Source organism: Mycolicibacterium neworleansense, from assembly GCF_001245615.1.
GTDB lineage: Bacteria > Actinomycetota > Actinomycetes > Mycobacteriales > Mycobacteriaceae > Mycobacterium > Mycobacterium neworleansense.
On the sequence record NZ_CWKH01000002.1, the window covers coordinates 1,780,951 to 1,795,450 of the forward strand.

Annotated in this window: 13 protein-coding genes and 1 pseudogene; 13 read left to right on the forward strand and 1 reads right to left on the reverse strand. The window is 66.1% G+C overall.

Features of this window, described 5'->3' with window-relative positions:
- The 13 genes and pseudogenes from BN2156_RS24210 to BN2156_RS24270 all read left to right on the forward strand — a co-directional run bounded on the left by BN2156_RS24210 (nucleotide 1) and on the right by BN2156_RS24270 (nucleotide 13,829).
- The gene (locus BN2156_RS24210) at nucleotides 1-858 is read left to right on the forward strand and encodes an MlaE family ABC transporter permease (RefSeq protein ID WP_090517363.1); all 858 of its coding nucleotides are present in this window, start codon (nucleotides 1-3) and stop codon (nucleotides 856-858) included.
- Nucleotides 859-2,387, forward strand: a pseudogene (locus BN2156_RS31405) (MlaD family protein).
- Nucleotides 2,384-3,439, forward strand: coding sequence for an MlaD family protein (locus tag BN2156_RS24220; protein ID WP_090517364.1), 1,056 nt, complete (start codon nucleotides 2,384-2,386; stop codon nucleotides 3,437-3,439). Before BN2156_RS31405 ends, BN2156_RS24220 begins: the two are co-directional and overlap by 4 nt.
- Nucleotides 3,432-4,505 (forward strand): MlaD family protein, encoded by a 1,074-nt coding sequence (locus BN2156_RS24225; protein WP_090517365.1) that lies wholly within the window; start codon nucleotides 3,432-3,434, stop codon nucleotides 4,503-4,505. The genes BN2156_RS24220 and BN2156_RS24225 overlap by 8 nt, the downstream gene beginning before the upstream one ends.
- On the forward strand, nucleotides 4,502-5,620 hold the full coding sequence (locus tag BN2156_RS24230; RefSeq protein ID WP_090517366.1) for an MCE family protein: 1,119 nt from the start codon (nucleotides 4,502-4,504) through the stop codon (nucleotides 5,618-5,620). Before BN2156_RS24225 ends, BN2156_RS24230 begins: the two co-directional genes overlap by 4 nt.
- Nucleotides 5,617-6,888, forward strand: a complete 1,272-nt coding sequence (locus BN2156_RS24235) for an MlaD family protein (RefSeq protein ID WP_090517367.1) — start codon at nucleotides 5,617-5,619, stop codon at nucleotides 6,886-6,888. The genes BN2156_RS24230 and BN2156_RS24235 overlap by 4 nt, the downstream gene beginning before the upstream one ends.
- Nucleotides 6,885-8,135 carry an MlaD family protein gene (locus tag BN2156_RS24240; RefSeq protein WP_090517368.1) on the forward strand — a complete coding sequence of 417 codons (1,251 nt, stop codon included), beginning with the start codon at nucleotides 6,885-6,887 and terminating at the stop codon, nucleotides 8,133-8,135. Before BN2156_RS24235 ends, BN2156_RS24240 begins: the two co-directional genes overlap by 4 nt.
- A gap of 24 nt (nucleotides 8,136-8,159) precedes the next feature.
- Nucleotides 8,160-8,843, forward strand: coding sequence for an Rv1363c family protein (locus BN2156_RS24245; RefSeq protein WP_090517369.1), 684 nt, complete (start codon nucleotides 8,160-8,162; stop codon nucleotides 8,841-8,843).
- A gap of 9 nt (nucleotides 8,844-8,852) precedes the next feature.
- Nucleotides 8,853-9,659, forward strand: coding sequence for an RsiV family protein (locus tag BN2156_RS24250; protein WP_090517370.1), 807 nt, complete (start codon nucleotides 8,853-8,855; stop codon nucleotides 9,657-9,659).
- Between the two features lie 138 nt (nucleotides 9,660-9,797).
- Nucleotides 9,798-10,829 (forward strand): ABC transporter substrate-binding protein, encoded by a 1,032-nt coding sequence (locus BN2156_RS24255; protein WP_407661747.1) that lies wholly within the window; start codon nucleotides 9,798-9,800, stop codon nucleotides 10,827-10,829.
- Nucleotides 10,826-11,629 (forward strand): ABC transporter ATP-binding protein, encoded by an 804-nt coding sequence (locus BN2156_RS24260; protein ID WP_090517371.1) that lies wholly within the window; start codon nucleotides 10,826-10,828, stop codon nucleotides 11,627-11,629. Before BN2156_RS24255 ends, BN2156_RS24260 begins: the two co-directional genes overlap by 4 nt.
- Nucleotides 11,622-12,479, forward strand: a complete 858-nt coding sequence (locus BN2156_RS24265; RefSeq protein WP_162490921.1) for an ABC transporter permease — start codon at nucleotides 11,622-11,624, stop codon at nucleotides 12,477-12,479. Before BN2156_RS24260 ends, BN2156_RS24265 begins: the two co-directional genes overlap by 8 nt.
- 12 nt (nucleotides 12,480-12,491) lie before the next feature.
- Nucleotides 12,492-13,829, forward strand: coding sequence for an LLM class flavin-dependent oxidoreductase (locus BN2156_RS24270; RefSeq protein ID WP_264035480.1), 1,338 nt, complete (start codon nucleotides 12,492-12,494; stop codon nucleotides 13,827-13,829).
- Nucleotides 13,830-13,923: 94 nt separating this feature from the next.
- Here BN2156_RS24270 and BN2156_RS24275 read toward each other — a convergent pair whose 3' ends face one another.
- Nucleotides 13,924-14,415, reverse strand: a complete 492-nt coding sequence (locus BN2156_RS24275; RefSeq protein WP_090517373.1) for a YajQ family cyclic di-GMP-binding protein — start codon at nucleotides 14,413-14,415, stop codon at nucleotides 13,924-13,926.
- Nucleotides 14,416-14,500 lie beyond the last annotated feature (85 nt).

The following is a 14,500-nucleotide window of genomic DNA, read 5'->3' on the forward strand; positions in this document are numbered from 1 at the left end:
GTGACGGCCTCGACTTTCGTCCCACCCCTACTGGCGCCGTGGGTCCGGCTGTATCACCGGATCTCCAAGCCGGTGATGCGCCTGGGGCACATGATGGTGTTCTTCGTCCGGGCACTCACCGCCGTGCCCATCGCATTGCGCCATTACCGCAGTGAATTCGTCCGGCTGCTCTCCGATATCGCCTGGGGTAACGGCTCACTCGTGGTCGGCGGCGGAACCGTCGGTGTGGCGGTGGTGCTGGGCATCACCGTCGGCGCGCTCGTCGGTATCGAGGGATACAACTTCCTCGATCTGCTCGGGCTCGGCCCGGCTACCGGCATCATCTCGTCCCTGGTGAACACCCGTGAGCTGGCGCCGATCGCCGCCTCGCTGGCCTTCGCGACGCAGGCCGGCTGCCGGTTCACCGCACAGCTGGGGTCGATGCGGATCGCCGAGGAGATCGACGCGCTCGATTCCATTGCCATCCGCCCGATCCCGTACCTGGTCACCACCCGGCTGATGGCCGCGGTGGTCGCGGTGATCCCGCTCTACGCCCTCTGCCTGGCGGTGAGTTACCTGACCACCCAGGTGGTCGTGTACCTGATCAGCGGCGGCTCCAGTGGGTCGTACCTGCACTACTTCAGCCTCATGTTGTCCGGCCAGGACATCCTGTACTCGGTACTGAAGGCGGTCATCTTCGTGTGGATCGCCTCCACCGTTCAGTGCTACTACGGGTTCTACGCCTCGGGCGGGCCGGTGGGTGTCGGCGTGGCCGCCGGCCATGCCATGCGGGCCAGCATCACCGTGGTGATCATCGTGAACATGCTGCTCACCATGGCCTTGTGGACGGTCGATTCAGGAGCGAGGTTCGGCGGCTAGATGGGTAACTCGCTGGAAACCGACGGACGGGGCCCGTCCGATCGTCAGCTACTCGCCTGTGGTGCCGCCGTACTCGTTGTGGCAGCACTGGTTTCGACGTTCCTGCTGGTGAAGGCGACCGGGCGGCTCGACGCCAGGGTGCCCGTGGTGGCCGCGCTGGTCAACGTCGGCGACGGGCTGCCGCAACGGTCCGACGTGAAGTACCACGGGGTGCTCGTCGGGATGGTCGACGACGTCGTGCCGGCCGCCAACGGCAATCCCAACTTCGTGCACATCGACCTGAAACCCGAATACGCGGCCTCCATCCCGAACACGGTGACCGCACGTGTGGTGCCCAGCAACGTGTTCGCGGTGTCGTCGGTGCAACTCGTCGACCGTGCCGGCGGGAATGGTGCGAGCCCGGGCCAGGCCATCGCGGCGGGCGCCCAGATTCCCGAGGACACCGAACTGCCGACCGTGTTGTTCCAGACCACGATCAGCAAGCTGCGCGACGTGCTGGCCGCGACGGGGCGCGGTCGTGAGGACAAGACGGTGGGCATCCTGGCCGCGGTGAACGCCGCGACGGAGAACCGCCGCAACGAATTGCTCACCAGCGGAGCACAATTGAACCGGCTGATCGATCAGCTCGATGCCGTGGTGGCCACCGAGCCCGGCCCGACCACGGTGTCCGCACTGGTCGATGCGACCCGCGGGCTGCAGCAGACCGCGCCCGATCTGCTCGATGCCCTGCACAAGGCCGTCGAGCCGATGCGTACCCTGGCCGAGCAGCGGTCACAGCTGAACACGATGATCAACGGCGGGATCAACACCGTCGGTACGACGCACACCGCGCTCAACAACCACACCGACCAGCTGGTGAAGACCACGTCGAACCTCACCCCGGTGCTGGGCCAGCTCGCCGATACCTCCAACAACTGGGTGCCTGCCTTCGTCAAGCTGAATCAGCTGTCGGGCAAGTTCTTCGAGCACGTCTGGATACCTGAGCATGACTTCGGCAACATGCGCGTGAACCTGTCGTTGACGCCGAGCTACGCCTACACCCGTGCCGACTGCCCGCAGTACGCCGGGCTCAAGGGGCCGAGCTGCTTCACCGCCCCCCTGGTGCCGACCCGGCCGTCGCTGCCGGATGTGTTGTTGCCGGAGAACTTCCAGCCACCGCCAGATCTGGCGCCGCCTCCGGGAACGGTCTTGGGCGCCAACGGGAATCTGGTGGCGGTCGGCCCGCCGTTGGTCAATACGAACCCCAACCTGGCCGATCCGAACCCGCCACTGCCGGCGTGGATGCCGCCGTCCGGACCGGTGCCGGGCACGGCGAATCCCGCCTGGCGCCGACGCCCCCTCCGCCGGTGCCGCTGTCGCCGGTCGCGCCGGTGGCACCACGGCCGCAAGGCGCGCCTCCGGCGGCGTCGGTCCCGGGGTCGGCTCCGCCCCCGGGTGGCGCACCCGCGCCGGTCCCGGCGGGTCCGTTGTTGCCCGCTGAGGCCGCGCCCGCTGCCGCACAATCTGTTTCGGGAGAGCGAGGCCAATGAAATACCGCGGTGCGGCGATCGGCCTTTCCTTGTTCATGGTGGTCGCGATGGTGCTGACCTGGCTGGTCTATGTCACGCTGCGTCGTGATGTGGCCGGCAAGACGGTGCCGTATGCGGCGCTGTTCTCCGATGTGTTCGGCCTGCGCGAGGGCGACGACGTCCGGATGGCCGGGGTTCGGGTCGGCCGGGTGGAGAAGATCGAACTCGAGGGCGCACTGGCCAAGGTGTCGTTCGTGGTGCAGGACAACCAGCCGATGTACGGCCGGACCGTCGCCTCGGTCACCTACCAGAACATCGTCGGCCAGCGCTATCTGGGACTGTCGCTGGGGAATATCGGCGATCCGGGCCCGCTCCCGGCCGGCAGCGTCATCCCGGTAGAGCAGACCGACCCCTCGTTCGACGTCGGGACGCTGCTCAACGGATATGAGCCGCTGTTCAGCGTGCTCAACCCGCGCGACGCCGACAACCTCACCAAAGGGGTGATCGCCTCGCTGCAAGGCGACAACGCGTCCATCGTCGCACTCGTCGATCAGACCGCGCAGCTGACCGATTCCTTCGCCGGCCGGGATCAGGAACTCGGCGAGGTGATCAACAATCTGAACGCGGTGGCCAAGAACCTGGCCCAGCACAACGACAGCCTCGACGAGGTGATCACCCAAACCCGTGGCATGGTCTCCACATTCGACGCCCGTCGGCCCGAGATGGTGGAGTCACTGGGGTCGATCTCCAAGGTGGTGCAGCAGCTGTCGACCATCAGCGACCAGGTGTACCCGTCGCTGAACGAGCTCGTGACACGGCAGCCCGGCTTCGTCTCGCACATGGTGGGCATCGAACCGCAGCTCGCCTTCACCGGCGCGAACCTGCCGTTGCTGCTCAAGGGATTCGCCCGTATGACCAACGAGGGCGCCTACGCCACCACCTATGCGTGCGACCTGAACGCGACGGGCTTCTTCCCGGGTCTCAACGATGTCGCACCGATCATTGTCGACGCGGCCACCCCGGGGAACAAGGCACAGTACACCCCCAAGTGCAGGAACATGGCCAATGGTTGAGCAACTGACAAAACCCGAGACACCGCCGGTGCCGAAGGCACCCAGGAAACTGCGCCGTCCGCTGGAGAGCTACAACCGGACGTGGCTGGGGATCATCGCGATCGCCGTGGTGACCGTGCTGATCGGGGCGATGCTGATCGTCAAGGTCGCCGACGTCGGCTACCGGCAGTACACCGCGCGGTTCCAGCAGGCTGCCGCGCTCAAGGCGGGTAACCCGATCACCGTCGCGGGCATGCCGGTGGGCGAGGTCAAGAGCATGAAGCTGGCCGGCGACCACGTCGAGGCCAAACTCAAGGTGCGCGACGATGTTCCGCTCGGAAAGGACTCCCGCGCCGTCATCAAGATCACCACCATCCTCGGCTCGCGCTATCTGGCGCTGCAGCCTGCGGGCTCGGGTTCCCTGCCCGACAACACGTTTGACATCACCCACACCGAGGTGCCGTATGACCTGCAGGAGGCGCTCGCCGACGTCACCACCACCTTCGAGCAGGTCGACTCCGACAAGTTCGCCGAGACACTGAGCATCCTCGGCAAGCAGATGGAAGGTCTGCCGGCGGTGGTGCCCCGGGCACTGCAGAACACCCATACCCTGGCGACCATCATCGCCGACCGGCGCGACCAGCTGGGATCGCTGCTGGAGACCACCGACGTGATCGGCAACACCTTGCGCCGCCAGCAGTCCACCATCGGCAGCCTGGTCAACCAGGGCAACGACCTGCTCGGCGAATTCGTGATGCGCCGCGCGTCATTTCAGGCCATGCTGGCGGGCCTGACCAATCTGGTGCAGACCCTGACCGGCATCGTGATCGACGACCGGCCGCAGCTGGAGAAGTTGCTGACGGATCTTCGCGACCTGTCCAACATGCTGGGCCAGCACGACGACCTGCTGCGCAGCGTCCTGCAGTCGGGCCCGGTGGCCCTGCGCGGGCTCGCCAATGCCACCGGCAACGGCAACGCGGGGGAGATGCACGTCGGCAACGGGCTGCTGATCGACTCCTGGATGTGTGCGATCAGCGGTCGTGCCAAGCAGTTCAGCATGATCCAGTACTACAAGGACTGCCAATGAGTGGGTTCCGTAACAAGCTGCTGGCCCTGTGCGTCGCCGGCGCGGTGCTGATCGCCGCGGTGCTCGGTGCCGGGTGGTGGTTCTTCAAGGACCGGACCAACACCATCACGGTGACCGCCCAGTTCGACAGTGCCGCAGGTCTTTACGAGGGCAATACGGTGGCCGTGCTGGGGATGCAGGTGGGGCGGGTCACCAAGATCACGCCCAAGGGAGCGTACGTCGAGGTCGAGTTCACGGTGGACAAGGACGTGTCGGTGCCGGCTGACGTGCAGGCCGTCACCATCTCCAATTCGATTCTCACCGACCGCCAGATCGAGCTGACCCCGGCCTACCGGGACGGGCCGACCCTGCAGAACCACGACACGATCGGGCTGAACCGGACCAAGACACCGGTCGAGTTCGCCCGGGTGCTGGATGTGCTGGACAAGTTGTCGTCCTCGTTGAAGGGCGACGGCAAGGGCAACGGGCCCATCGCCGATGTCGTCAACGCCAGCGCGGCGATCGCCGACGGCAACGGTCAGCAGATGAAGGACGCGCTCGGCGAGCTGTCGGATGCGTTGCGGCTCAGTTCGGATCGTGGCGCGGTGACCCGTGACCAGCTGACCACGATCGTGCGCAACCTGAGTTCACTGTTCGAGGCCGCTTCCCGCAATGACGCCACGTTGCGGGAATTCGGTTCGGCGGTCCGCCAGCTCAGCCAGATCCTGGCCGACGAGAACTTCGGCAGCGGCACCACCGGCAACAAGATCAACCAGGTGATCACCCAGGTGGGTGAGGTGCTGGAGACTCACCGCGACGAGGTGAAACAGATTGTCCTCAACGGCAACACCGCGCTGACCACATCGGTGGACCAGCGGCGCGATCTGGCCGAGTTTCTCGACCTGGCCCCGTTGACGCTGGACAACATCTACAACATCGTCGATCAGAAGAACGGTTCGGCGCGGGCGCACGTCCTGGTGGACAAGGTGCTGTTCGATTCGCAAACCGTCAAAGAGGTCTGCAACATGATGGGTCTGCGGCAGTTGGGATGCAGCACCGGCACGGTGCAGGACTTCGGTCCGGACTTCGGGCTGTCCTACATGCTCGACGGCATGGCGGCGATGGGACAGCGATGATCAGACCGGTGCGCAAATATGTCCTGCCCGTGGTGATGACGGCCTGCCTGACCGTTTCGGCATGTGCCTCCGAAGGCCTGGCCAGCCTGCCGCTGCCGGCTCCCGGGGTCGGCTCGGGCGGCTACAAGCTGACCGCGATCTTCGCCAACGCCCTGAACCTGCCGGCCAACGCCAAGGTGAAGTTGGCCGGTGCCGATGTAGGCGAACTCGAGTCGATGGTGGCCAGCAACTACACCGCGGTGACCACGCTGCGCATCATGGACGGTGTCCGGTTGCCCCGTGGCACCACCGCCGAATTGCGTTCGGCGACACCGCTGGGCGACGTGTTCGTCTCGGTCAGGCCGCCGAGCCCGCTGGACCCGAACGCCCCCTTGCTCAAGGACGGCGACACCATCGGGCTGGATTCGACCCGGGCCGCCGCCACCGTGGAATCGCTGCTGGGCTCGGCGGCGATCCTGGTCAACGGCGGTGCGGTGCGCAACTTCACCAACATCATCAACGGCCTGGGCAAGGCCACCGGCGACCAGGGACAGGCCTTCGGCACTCTGATCAGCAAGACCAACCACACCCTGGGCACCCTCAACGCACGCTCCGACGAGCTGTCCACCGCGATGACGGAGACCTCGCGGCTGCTGGAGCAGATCGAGGCGAAGAACCAGACGGTCAGCGAGTTGATGGACGCGGCCGGCCCGGCCACCGACACCCTGGCCGAGCACACCACGCAGATCGCGGATCTGATCGCCCAGATCGGTGACACCTCGGACCAATTGCGCAAGTTCCCGTCGATCGCCGGCACCGACTCCAGCGGCCGCAGCGTGATCGCCGATGCCAACAAGGTGGCGGGCGCGTGGAACGATGTGGCGCTGGCCCCGGATGCCTCCCTGTATGCGCTCAACCGGCTGATGCCGCCACTGGTGAAAGCGACCTCCGGCAGCGGTCTTTCGGTGCGCGCCAGCATCGACCGGCTGATTCTCGGGTCCATTCCCGACATCGGCTTCGCCGGCGACCCGGGATTACACGGCCCCAAGCGCTACAACTGGCATCAACTGGTGGGCTCGCTGCAGTACACGTTGTTGCGGCTGCAGGAGCGCGTCGTCGGCCGGGGCCCCGCGGTGCCGCAGATGCCGGTGATCCCCAGCCCCACCGAGCCCGGCGAGATCATTCCGGCGCCCCAAGCTCCGCCGGAGGCGCCCGGTGCGGCACCGCCTCCTGAGGCACCGCCGGCCGAGGCTCCTGTCGGGGTGCCTGCCGCTGAGGTGCCGCGATGATCAACGCGTTCGCGGATTTCGTCGTCGGGGTGATCCGGGCCGGATACCGGCGCCGTTCCTGGCTTTCGGCCGGCGCGCTGGTGATGACGCTCGTGGTGGCCGGTGCCTATCTGATGGTCGGGGCCCTGCGGGTCAAGCCGTTCGACTCCAGTTACCGCATCACGATCGAGTTGCCCGAATCGGCCGGCCTGCTGCCCAACCAGGACGTCACACTGCGCGGTGTGCCGGTCGGGCGGGTGGAGCGGCTCGACATCACACCCGCCGGGGTCAAGGCCGTGGTGAACGTCAGCTCGGCCGTTCCGATCCCGAAATCCAGTGACGTGCGGGTGTCCGGGCTGTCCCCGGCAGGTGAGCAGTACATCGACTTCGCCGCCGATACGACCGACGGGCCGTTCCTCACCGACGGCAGTGTGATCGGACTGGGCAAGGCCACGGTGCCGGTCAGCCTGGCCCAGTTGCTCGCCGACGCCGATGGTGCGCTGGCCCAGGTCGACGTCGACAAACTCGAGGTGATCCGCAAGGAACTGAGCATGTCGCAGGCCGGCCCCGGCAAGCTGCGCGACGTCATCGACGGCGGCACGTTCCTGCTGTCGACCCTGGATTCGGTGCTGCCCGAGACGGTCAGCGTGCTGCGCAACAGCCGCGTGGTGTTCAACCTGATGTCGGAGAAGAATGCCGGCATCGCGGTGGCGTCGGACAATCTCGACTCGACGTTCGACGGGGTGAACAAGATGCGTGACGGCTTCCGCCGGCTGACAGAGCAGACCCCCGGGGCGCTGAACTCCGTCGACAACCTGTTCACCGACAACTCCGACACCATGGTGCAACTGCTCGGAAGTCTCGCCAGCACTTCACAACTGCTGTATCTGCGGGTGCCGGCGCTGAACGCGCTGTTCCCGACCTACCGCACCTCGGTGCTCGACGCGCTGGGTAGCGTCATGCACGACAACGGGTTGTGGGCCACCGCGGACATCTACCCGCGCTATACCTGTGACTACGGAACACCGCGCCGGCCGCCGGCGTCGGCGGACTACCCCGAGCCCTACATGTACACCTACTGCCGCGACGACCATCCCGGCGTACTGGTTCGAGGCGCCAAGAATGCGCCCCGGCCGGCAGATGACGACACTGCGGGTCCGCCGCCCGGCGCCGATCTCGGGCGCACCACGGATCCGACACCGAGGGGGCGCTACACCATTCCCACGCCCTACGGTGGTCCGACCCTGCCGATCGAACCGCCCCGCTAATCCACCCAACCTCACCCAAAGGAGATGACGGTGACCGTGACAGCTGACAAGCAGACCGAGGACGAGCAGGCCGAAACCGTCGACGACGCAATCGGTATCGAAGAGACGGCCGATGATGTGGTCGAGCCTGCGGCCGACGACGAGACCGAGGTGGAAGCTGAGGTCCAGACGAAGTCCGACGACGAGACCGAGGTAGAAGCTGAGCCCGAGGCGCAGGGCGCGACGCGCAACTGGCGCCGCCGGGTGCTCGTCGGCGCATTGGCAACGGTGTTCGTTGCCTCGTTGGCACTTTCGGGTTTTCTGGGCTGGAAGGTATGGCAGAACCAGCAGGTGGCGAAGGCCGGTCAGCAGGCCCAGGAAGCCGCGGTGGCCTACGCCCAGGTGTTGACGAGCATAGATTCCAACAAGGTCGACGAGAACTTCAACCAGGTGCTGGCCGGTGCGACCGGTGAGTTCAAGGACATGTATTCGCAGTCCAGCATGCAGCTGCGCCAGTTGCTCATCGACAACAAGGCCTCGGCGCATGGTGTGGTGGTGCAGTCGGCGGTGCAGTCGGCCGACAAGAACAAGGTCGTGGTGCTGCTGTTCGTCGACCAGTCGGTGACCAACAGCACGGTGCCCGATCCGCGGATCGACCGCAGCCGCATCAAGATGACGATGGAGAAGGTCGACGGACAATGGCGGGCAAGCAAAGTGGAACTCGCCTGAGGTTCTGACATGTTGCGCAACCTGATCGGTGCGGCGGCCCTGGTGGCCGGCTCTCTGGTGGCCGTCACGACCGCCCCGCCGGCCGCGGCCTCGGCGGCGACGTTCTGCGACGAACTGGCCGGGCAGTGGGATGGGCAGTCCTGCAACACGTCGGTGGTCTCGGACCGGAAGGCGGTGCGCAACATCAAGATGGCACTGCCCGGCGATCTGGTGGAGAACCCCGTCATCCGCGAGTATCTGACCAACCTGATGAACAACTGGCGCAACGCCGCCCAGAAGATGGCCGCCGACAGCTTCGGCGAGGAGCAGTTCGAGATCTTTCAGCATGGCGGCGCCATGACGGCCGTCTTCCACGAGATGTATTCGGGCACGGTCGGTACCGACGCCCTCTCACACCCGAACGCCCCCATCGTCAGCGACGCCTACCGCACCTTCACGTTCGCCGGCGGGCGGCAGTTGCAGCTGGCCGACCTGTTCAAACCGGGCGTCGATCACCGGGCCGAGATCCCGCGCCTGGGTGATCCGTTCATCGTGGCCGCACTCGATGCCGCGCCGCCGCCACACCAGCCCGGTACCTATCCCTTCACCCCGGACCGCTGGACCCCGGACAAGGTGTACTCGGGTGGGTACAAGGCGTGGGCGCTGACGCCCGACGAGCTGATCCTCTACATGCCGGACTACCCGGTCGGACGCGACAGCCCGATCGATTTCGCCCCGGGCAGGATGCAGTGGTCGATGGATGGCGGCACCGTGCAGGCGCACATTCCGCTCTCGGCGCTGGCCCCGGTGCTGCAGCCGCAGTTCGGCGGGGCCTGACCGCCGGGCCTGGCCCTTTCGATTCTTCGCGAGGCTAAAGGGTTACCGGGCCGCAGTTTGTTGCCACCATGAGCCGCATCAATCAGTGCGACTCCATGGGGGATGACGGCCATGCGCCTATTCAGTTCGGTACTCGCGATGCTCAGTGCACTCGTGGTGGTACTGACCGCGTGTGGCTCGTCCGCCGACTCGGCGCGCACCGAAGACGGCAAGACCGTGCTGCGCTACCAGGGGTGGACGGGCGAGGTCGAATTCCACGAGCTGGCCGAGGAACTCGGCTACTTCAAGAACGTCAAACTCGATTGGGTGGGCGACACCACCAGTGGTCCGCAGGATATCCAGTCGGTGGCCACCGGTGACATCGATTTCGGTTCGGCGTTCAACGGTGCCGTGGTCAAGCTCAACGCCGCGGGCGCGCCGATCACCTCGGTGCTCAGTTCCTATGGCGCCGACGAGGAGGAGTACACCGGCTACTACGTGCTGGAGAACAGCCCGATCCGCTCGGCGCGGGATCTGATCGGCAAGAAGGTCGGGATGAACACCCTCGGCGCCCACCATGAGTTCCTGACCCGCGAGTGGCTGGCCAAGGAGGGGTTGACCCAGGACGAGATCAAGACCGTGACGCTCACGGTGGTGCCGCCGGTCAACACCGAGCAGGCATTGCGGGAGGGGCAGATCGACGTCGCGGCGCTCAACGAGATCTACCGGGAGTCCGCGCTGGAGCGTGGCGGCATCCGGCCGCTGTTCACCGACAAGTCGTTGTTCGGTGCGTTCAGCTACGGCACCTATGTGGTTCGTGACGATTTCCTGGCCAAGAATCGGGATGCGGTGGCCGATTTCGTCCAGGGCACCGCGCGGGCCGTCCGCTGGACGCAGGTGACGCCGCGGGACGAGGTGGTGGCGAAGTTCCGCGAGATCATCAACAAGCGCCATCGCAATGAGGACACCAAGGCCATCGAATACTGGCGCAGCTCAGGGGTTCCGGTGCCCGGTGCGGTGATCGCCGACCGTGAACTGCAGACCTGGATCGACTGGCTCGTGCGCAACGGTGAACTCAAAGAAGGGCAGTTGAAGGCCAAGGACCTCTACACCAACGATCTCAATCCGTATGCCAACGGAACCTATCCCGACGGCAGCGGCCCTGACGGGAAAGCGCTGGCGCAGAAATGAGCGCGCAACCGAAGCTGCGCTTGCGCAATGTGACCAAGCAGTTCGCGATCCGCGGTGAGAAGACCAGTTTCACGGCACTTCAGGACATCAGCATCGACCTGGCGGCAGGGGAGTTCCTGGTACTGGTCGGCCCGAGTGGCTGCGGCAAGTCGACGCTGCTGGACCTGCTCGGCGGGCTGACCCAGCCGACATCGGGGGAGATCCTGCTCGACCGCAAGCCGGTCACCGGGCCCGGGCTGGATCGAGGAATCGTCTTTCAGCAGTACGCGTTGCTGCCCTGGCGCACCGCCCGCAAGAACATCGAATTCGGTCTGGAGGCAAAAGGTCTGCCCTCGGCCGAGCGGCGCCGGCTGGCCGGGGAGTACCTGGAACTGGTGGGGCTGCAGGGCTTCGCCGATCGCTATCCGCACGAATTGTCCGGTGGGATGAAGCAGCGCGTCGCGATCGCCCGCAGCCTCGCGTTCGATCCCGAGGTGTTGCTCATGGACGAGCCGTTCGCCGCGCTGGATGCCCAGACGCGCGAATCCCTGCAGGACGAGCTGCTGAGGATCTGGCAGGCCACCGGCAAGACCATCCTGTTCATCACCCACGGCATCGACGAAGCGCTGTATCTCGGTCAGCGGGTCGCGGTGCTGACGTCGCGGCCGGGCCGGATCAAGAAGATCGTCGACGTCGACATCGACCGCAGCACCGACGACATCCGCTCCAGTGAGGGATTCCGGGAGCAACGCCACCACATCTGGTCGCTGTTGCACGACGAGGTGGAACGCGCCCGGTCCGAGGAGGTCCAACATGTCTAGCGCCACCGTGGTCGCCCGCGTCGAGTCTCCCGTGGAAATTCCGGCCGAGGCTGCGGCCGCGTCCCAGCCCGAACACCGCGGCCGACGGCTGCACACCATCGCGTGGCGTCTGCTGCGTCCGACGGTGGTCGTCGCCGCGTTCCTGGCGCTGTGGGAGGTGGCACCGCGGGTCGGGCTGGTGGACAAGGTCTTCCTGCCCCCGTTCTCCGAGGTCGTCGACGCCTGGTTCACGCTGCTGGGCAACGGTCAACTGGCCGAGCATGTTTCGGCCAGCCTGTCACGGGCCCTGACCGGTTTGGCCGTGGCGATCGTGGTCAGCATCCCGCTGGGCGTGGCGATCGCCTGGTACCGGCCGGTCGCGGAGTTCCTCAACCCCATCCTGGAGCTGTTCCGCAACACCGCGGCGCTCGCGTTGCTGCCGGTGTTCATCCTGGTCCTGGGGATCGGGGAGACCTCCAAGGTGGCGCTGGTGATCTATGCCGCGTCGTTCCCGATCCTGCTCAACACGATCTCGGGCGTCCGGACGGTGGACGCTCTGCTGATCAAATCGGCGCGCTCTCTGGGTCTTTCGCCGGTGCGGTTGTTCCAGAAGGTGATCTTGCCCGCGGCGGTGCCCACCATCTTCACGGGCCTGCGGATGGCGGCGGCCTCCTCCATCCTCGTGTTGATCGCCGCCGAGATGGTCGGTGCCAAAGCCGGTCTGGGTTACCTGATCACCGCATCCCAACTCAACTTCCAGATCCCCAACATGTACGCCGGCATCGTCACCATCGCCCTGGTGGGCGTCATCTTCAACGGCATCGTGGTGGCCATCGAGGGGCGCTTGTCGGGCTGGCGCGCCACCACCTAGGAAAGGGAACCATTGCCACGCCAACTGCATCTCAACGCATTCTTGATGGGTGTCGGCCACCACGAAGCAGCGTGGCGGCATGAGCGCACCGATGTGCGAAACCTGACCGATGTCAAGCACTTCCAGCGTCTGGCCCAGCTTGCCGAGCGCGGCAGGCTCGATTCGGTATTCTTCGCCGACGGGCTGGCGGTGGGGCCGCGGGTGAAGCACAATACGCAGGCGATCTTCGAACCGATCACCCTGTTGACCGCGATGGCCGTGGTCACCGAACACGTCGGCCTGATCGCCACCGCCACCACCGGCTACATCGAGCCCTACACCCTGGCCCGCAGCTTCGCCTCACTGGATCACATCAGCGGTGGCCGGGCCGGGTGGAACATCGTCACCTCGGCGGGCGAGGACGAGGCAGCCAACTTCGGCGTCGACGGGATTCCCGACCACGCCGGGCGGTACCGGCGCGCCGCCGAATTCGTCAACGTGGCAATGGCCTTGTGGGACAGCTGGGAAGACGATGCCCTGGTGCTGGATGAGTCCACCGGCATCTTCGCCGACCCGGACCGCGTGCATCGCGTCGACCACGCCGGCGAGCACTTCACGGTCCGCGGCCCGCTGAACACCCCGCGCTCGGTGCAGGGCCGTCCGCTGCTCGTGCAGGCCGGGTCCTCGGAGTCCGGCAAGGATTTCGCCGCGCGCTACGCCGAGGCCATCTTCACCGCCCAGCGCTCGGTGGCCGACGGCAAGGCCTTCTACCGCGACGTGAAATCCCGGGCGGTCAAGTTCGGCCGCAGCGCCGACGAGGTGAAGATCCTGCCCGGCATCGTGCCGTTCATCGGCCCCACCGAGGAAGCGGCGCTCGAGCTGGAAAAGCAGTTCACCGACCTGATCTCACCCGAGTACTCGCTGCGTCAGCTGTCGCAGATGCTCGGGGTGGATCTGACCGCGCACGCGCTCGACGCACCGTTGCCTGCCTTGCCGCCCATCGAGCAGATCCAGGGCAACAAGAGCCGCTACCAACTCGTGAAGGATCTGGCCAGCAGCGAGTCGCTGAGCGTGCGCCAGCTCATCGCCAAACTCGGTGGCGGTCGCGGGCACCGGACCTTCGCCGGTACCGCCGAGCAGGTCGCCGACAACCTTGAGCTGTGGTTCACCGAGGGCGCGGCCGACGGCTTCAACATCATGCCGCCCTATCTGCCCGGCGGCCTGGAAGACTTCGTCGAGCAGGTGGTGCCGATCCTGCAGCGGCGCGGACTGTTCCGGACTGACTACACCGCGACGACGCTGCGCGGGCACTACGGGCTGGCTCACCGGCCCAGCCGTTACACGGTGACGGCGGCCGAAACCAGCGCGTGAGCGAGGGCGTCCCGCTCCCTGTGCACCGCGAGCGTGCGTGTTTGTTGCCCGGCACGCCGCTCACGGCCGACATTTCACGCACGCTCGGCACGGCTCAGCGGTAGTTGACGAACTGCAACGCCACGTCCAGGTCGGAGCCCTTCAGCAAGGAGATGACGGCCTGCAGGTCGTCACGCTTCTTGGAGCTCACCCGGATCTCGTCGCCCTGGATCTGCGCCTTGACACCCTTGGGGCCCTCGTCGCGGATGATCTTGGTGATCTTCTTCGCCTGCTCGCTGGTGATGCCCTGTTTGATGTCGCCGGTCACCCGATAGGTCTTGCCGCTGGGCTGCGGGTCTCCGGCGTCGAAGGCCTTCATCGAGATGTCGCGGCGGACCAATTTCTCCTTGAACACGTCGACCGCGGCCTTGACCCGCTCCTCGGTGGAGCTGACCAGCTCGATGGACTCCTCGCCCTTCCAGGCGATCGTGGTGTCGGTGCCGCGGAAGTCGAAGCGGGTGGACAGTTCCTTGGCGGCCTGGTTGAGCGCGTTGTCGACCTCCTGACGGTCGACCTTGCTGACGACGTCGAAGCTGGAATCCGCCATTGGACGCCCCTCCTCTTCCCTCGGTGAATGCTGCCGGCTTGTAGCTTAGGTACATCCTCGTCGTACCCGGCTGACCACACCACAC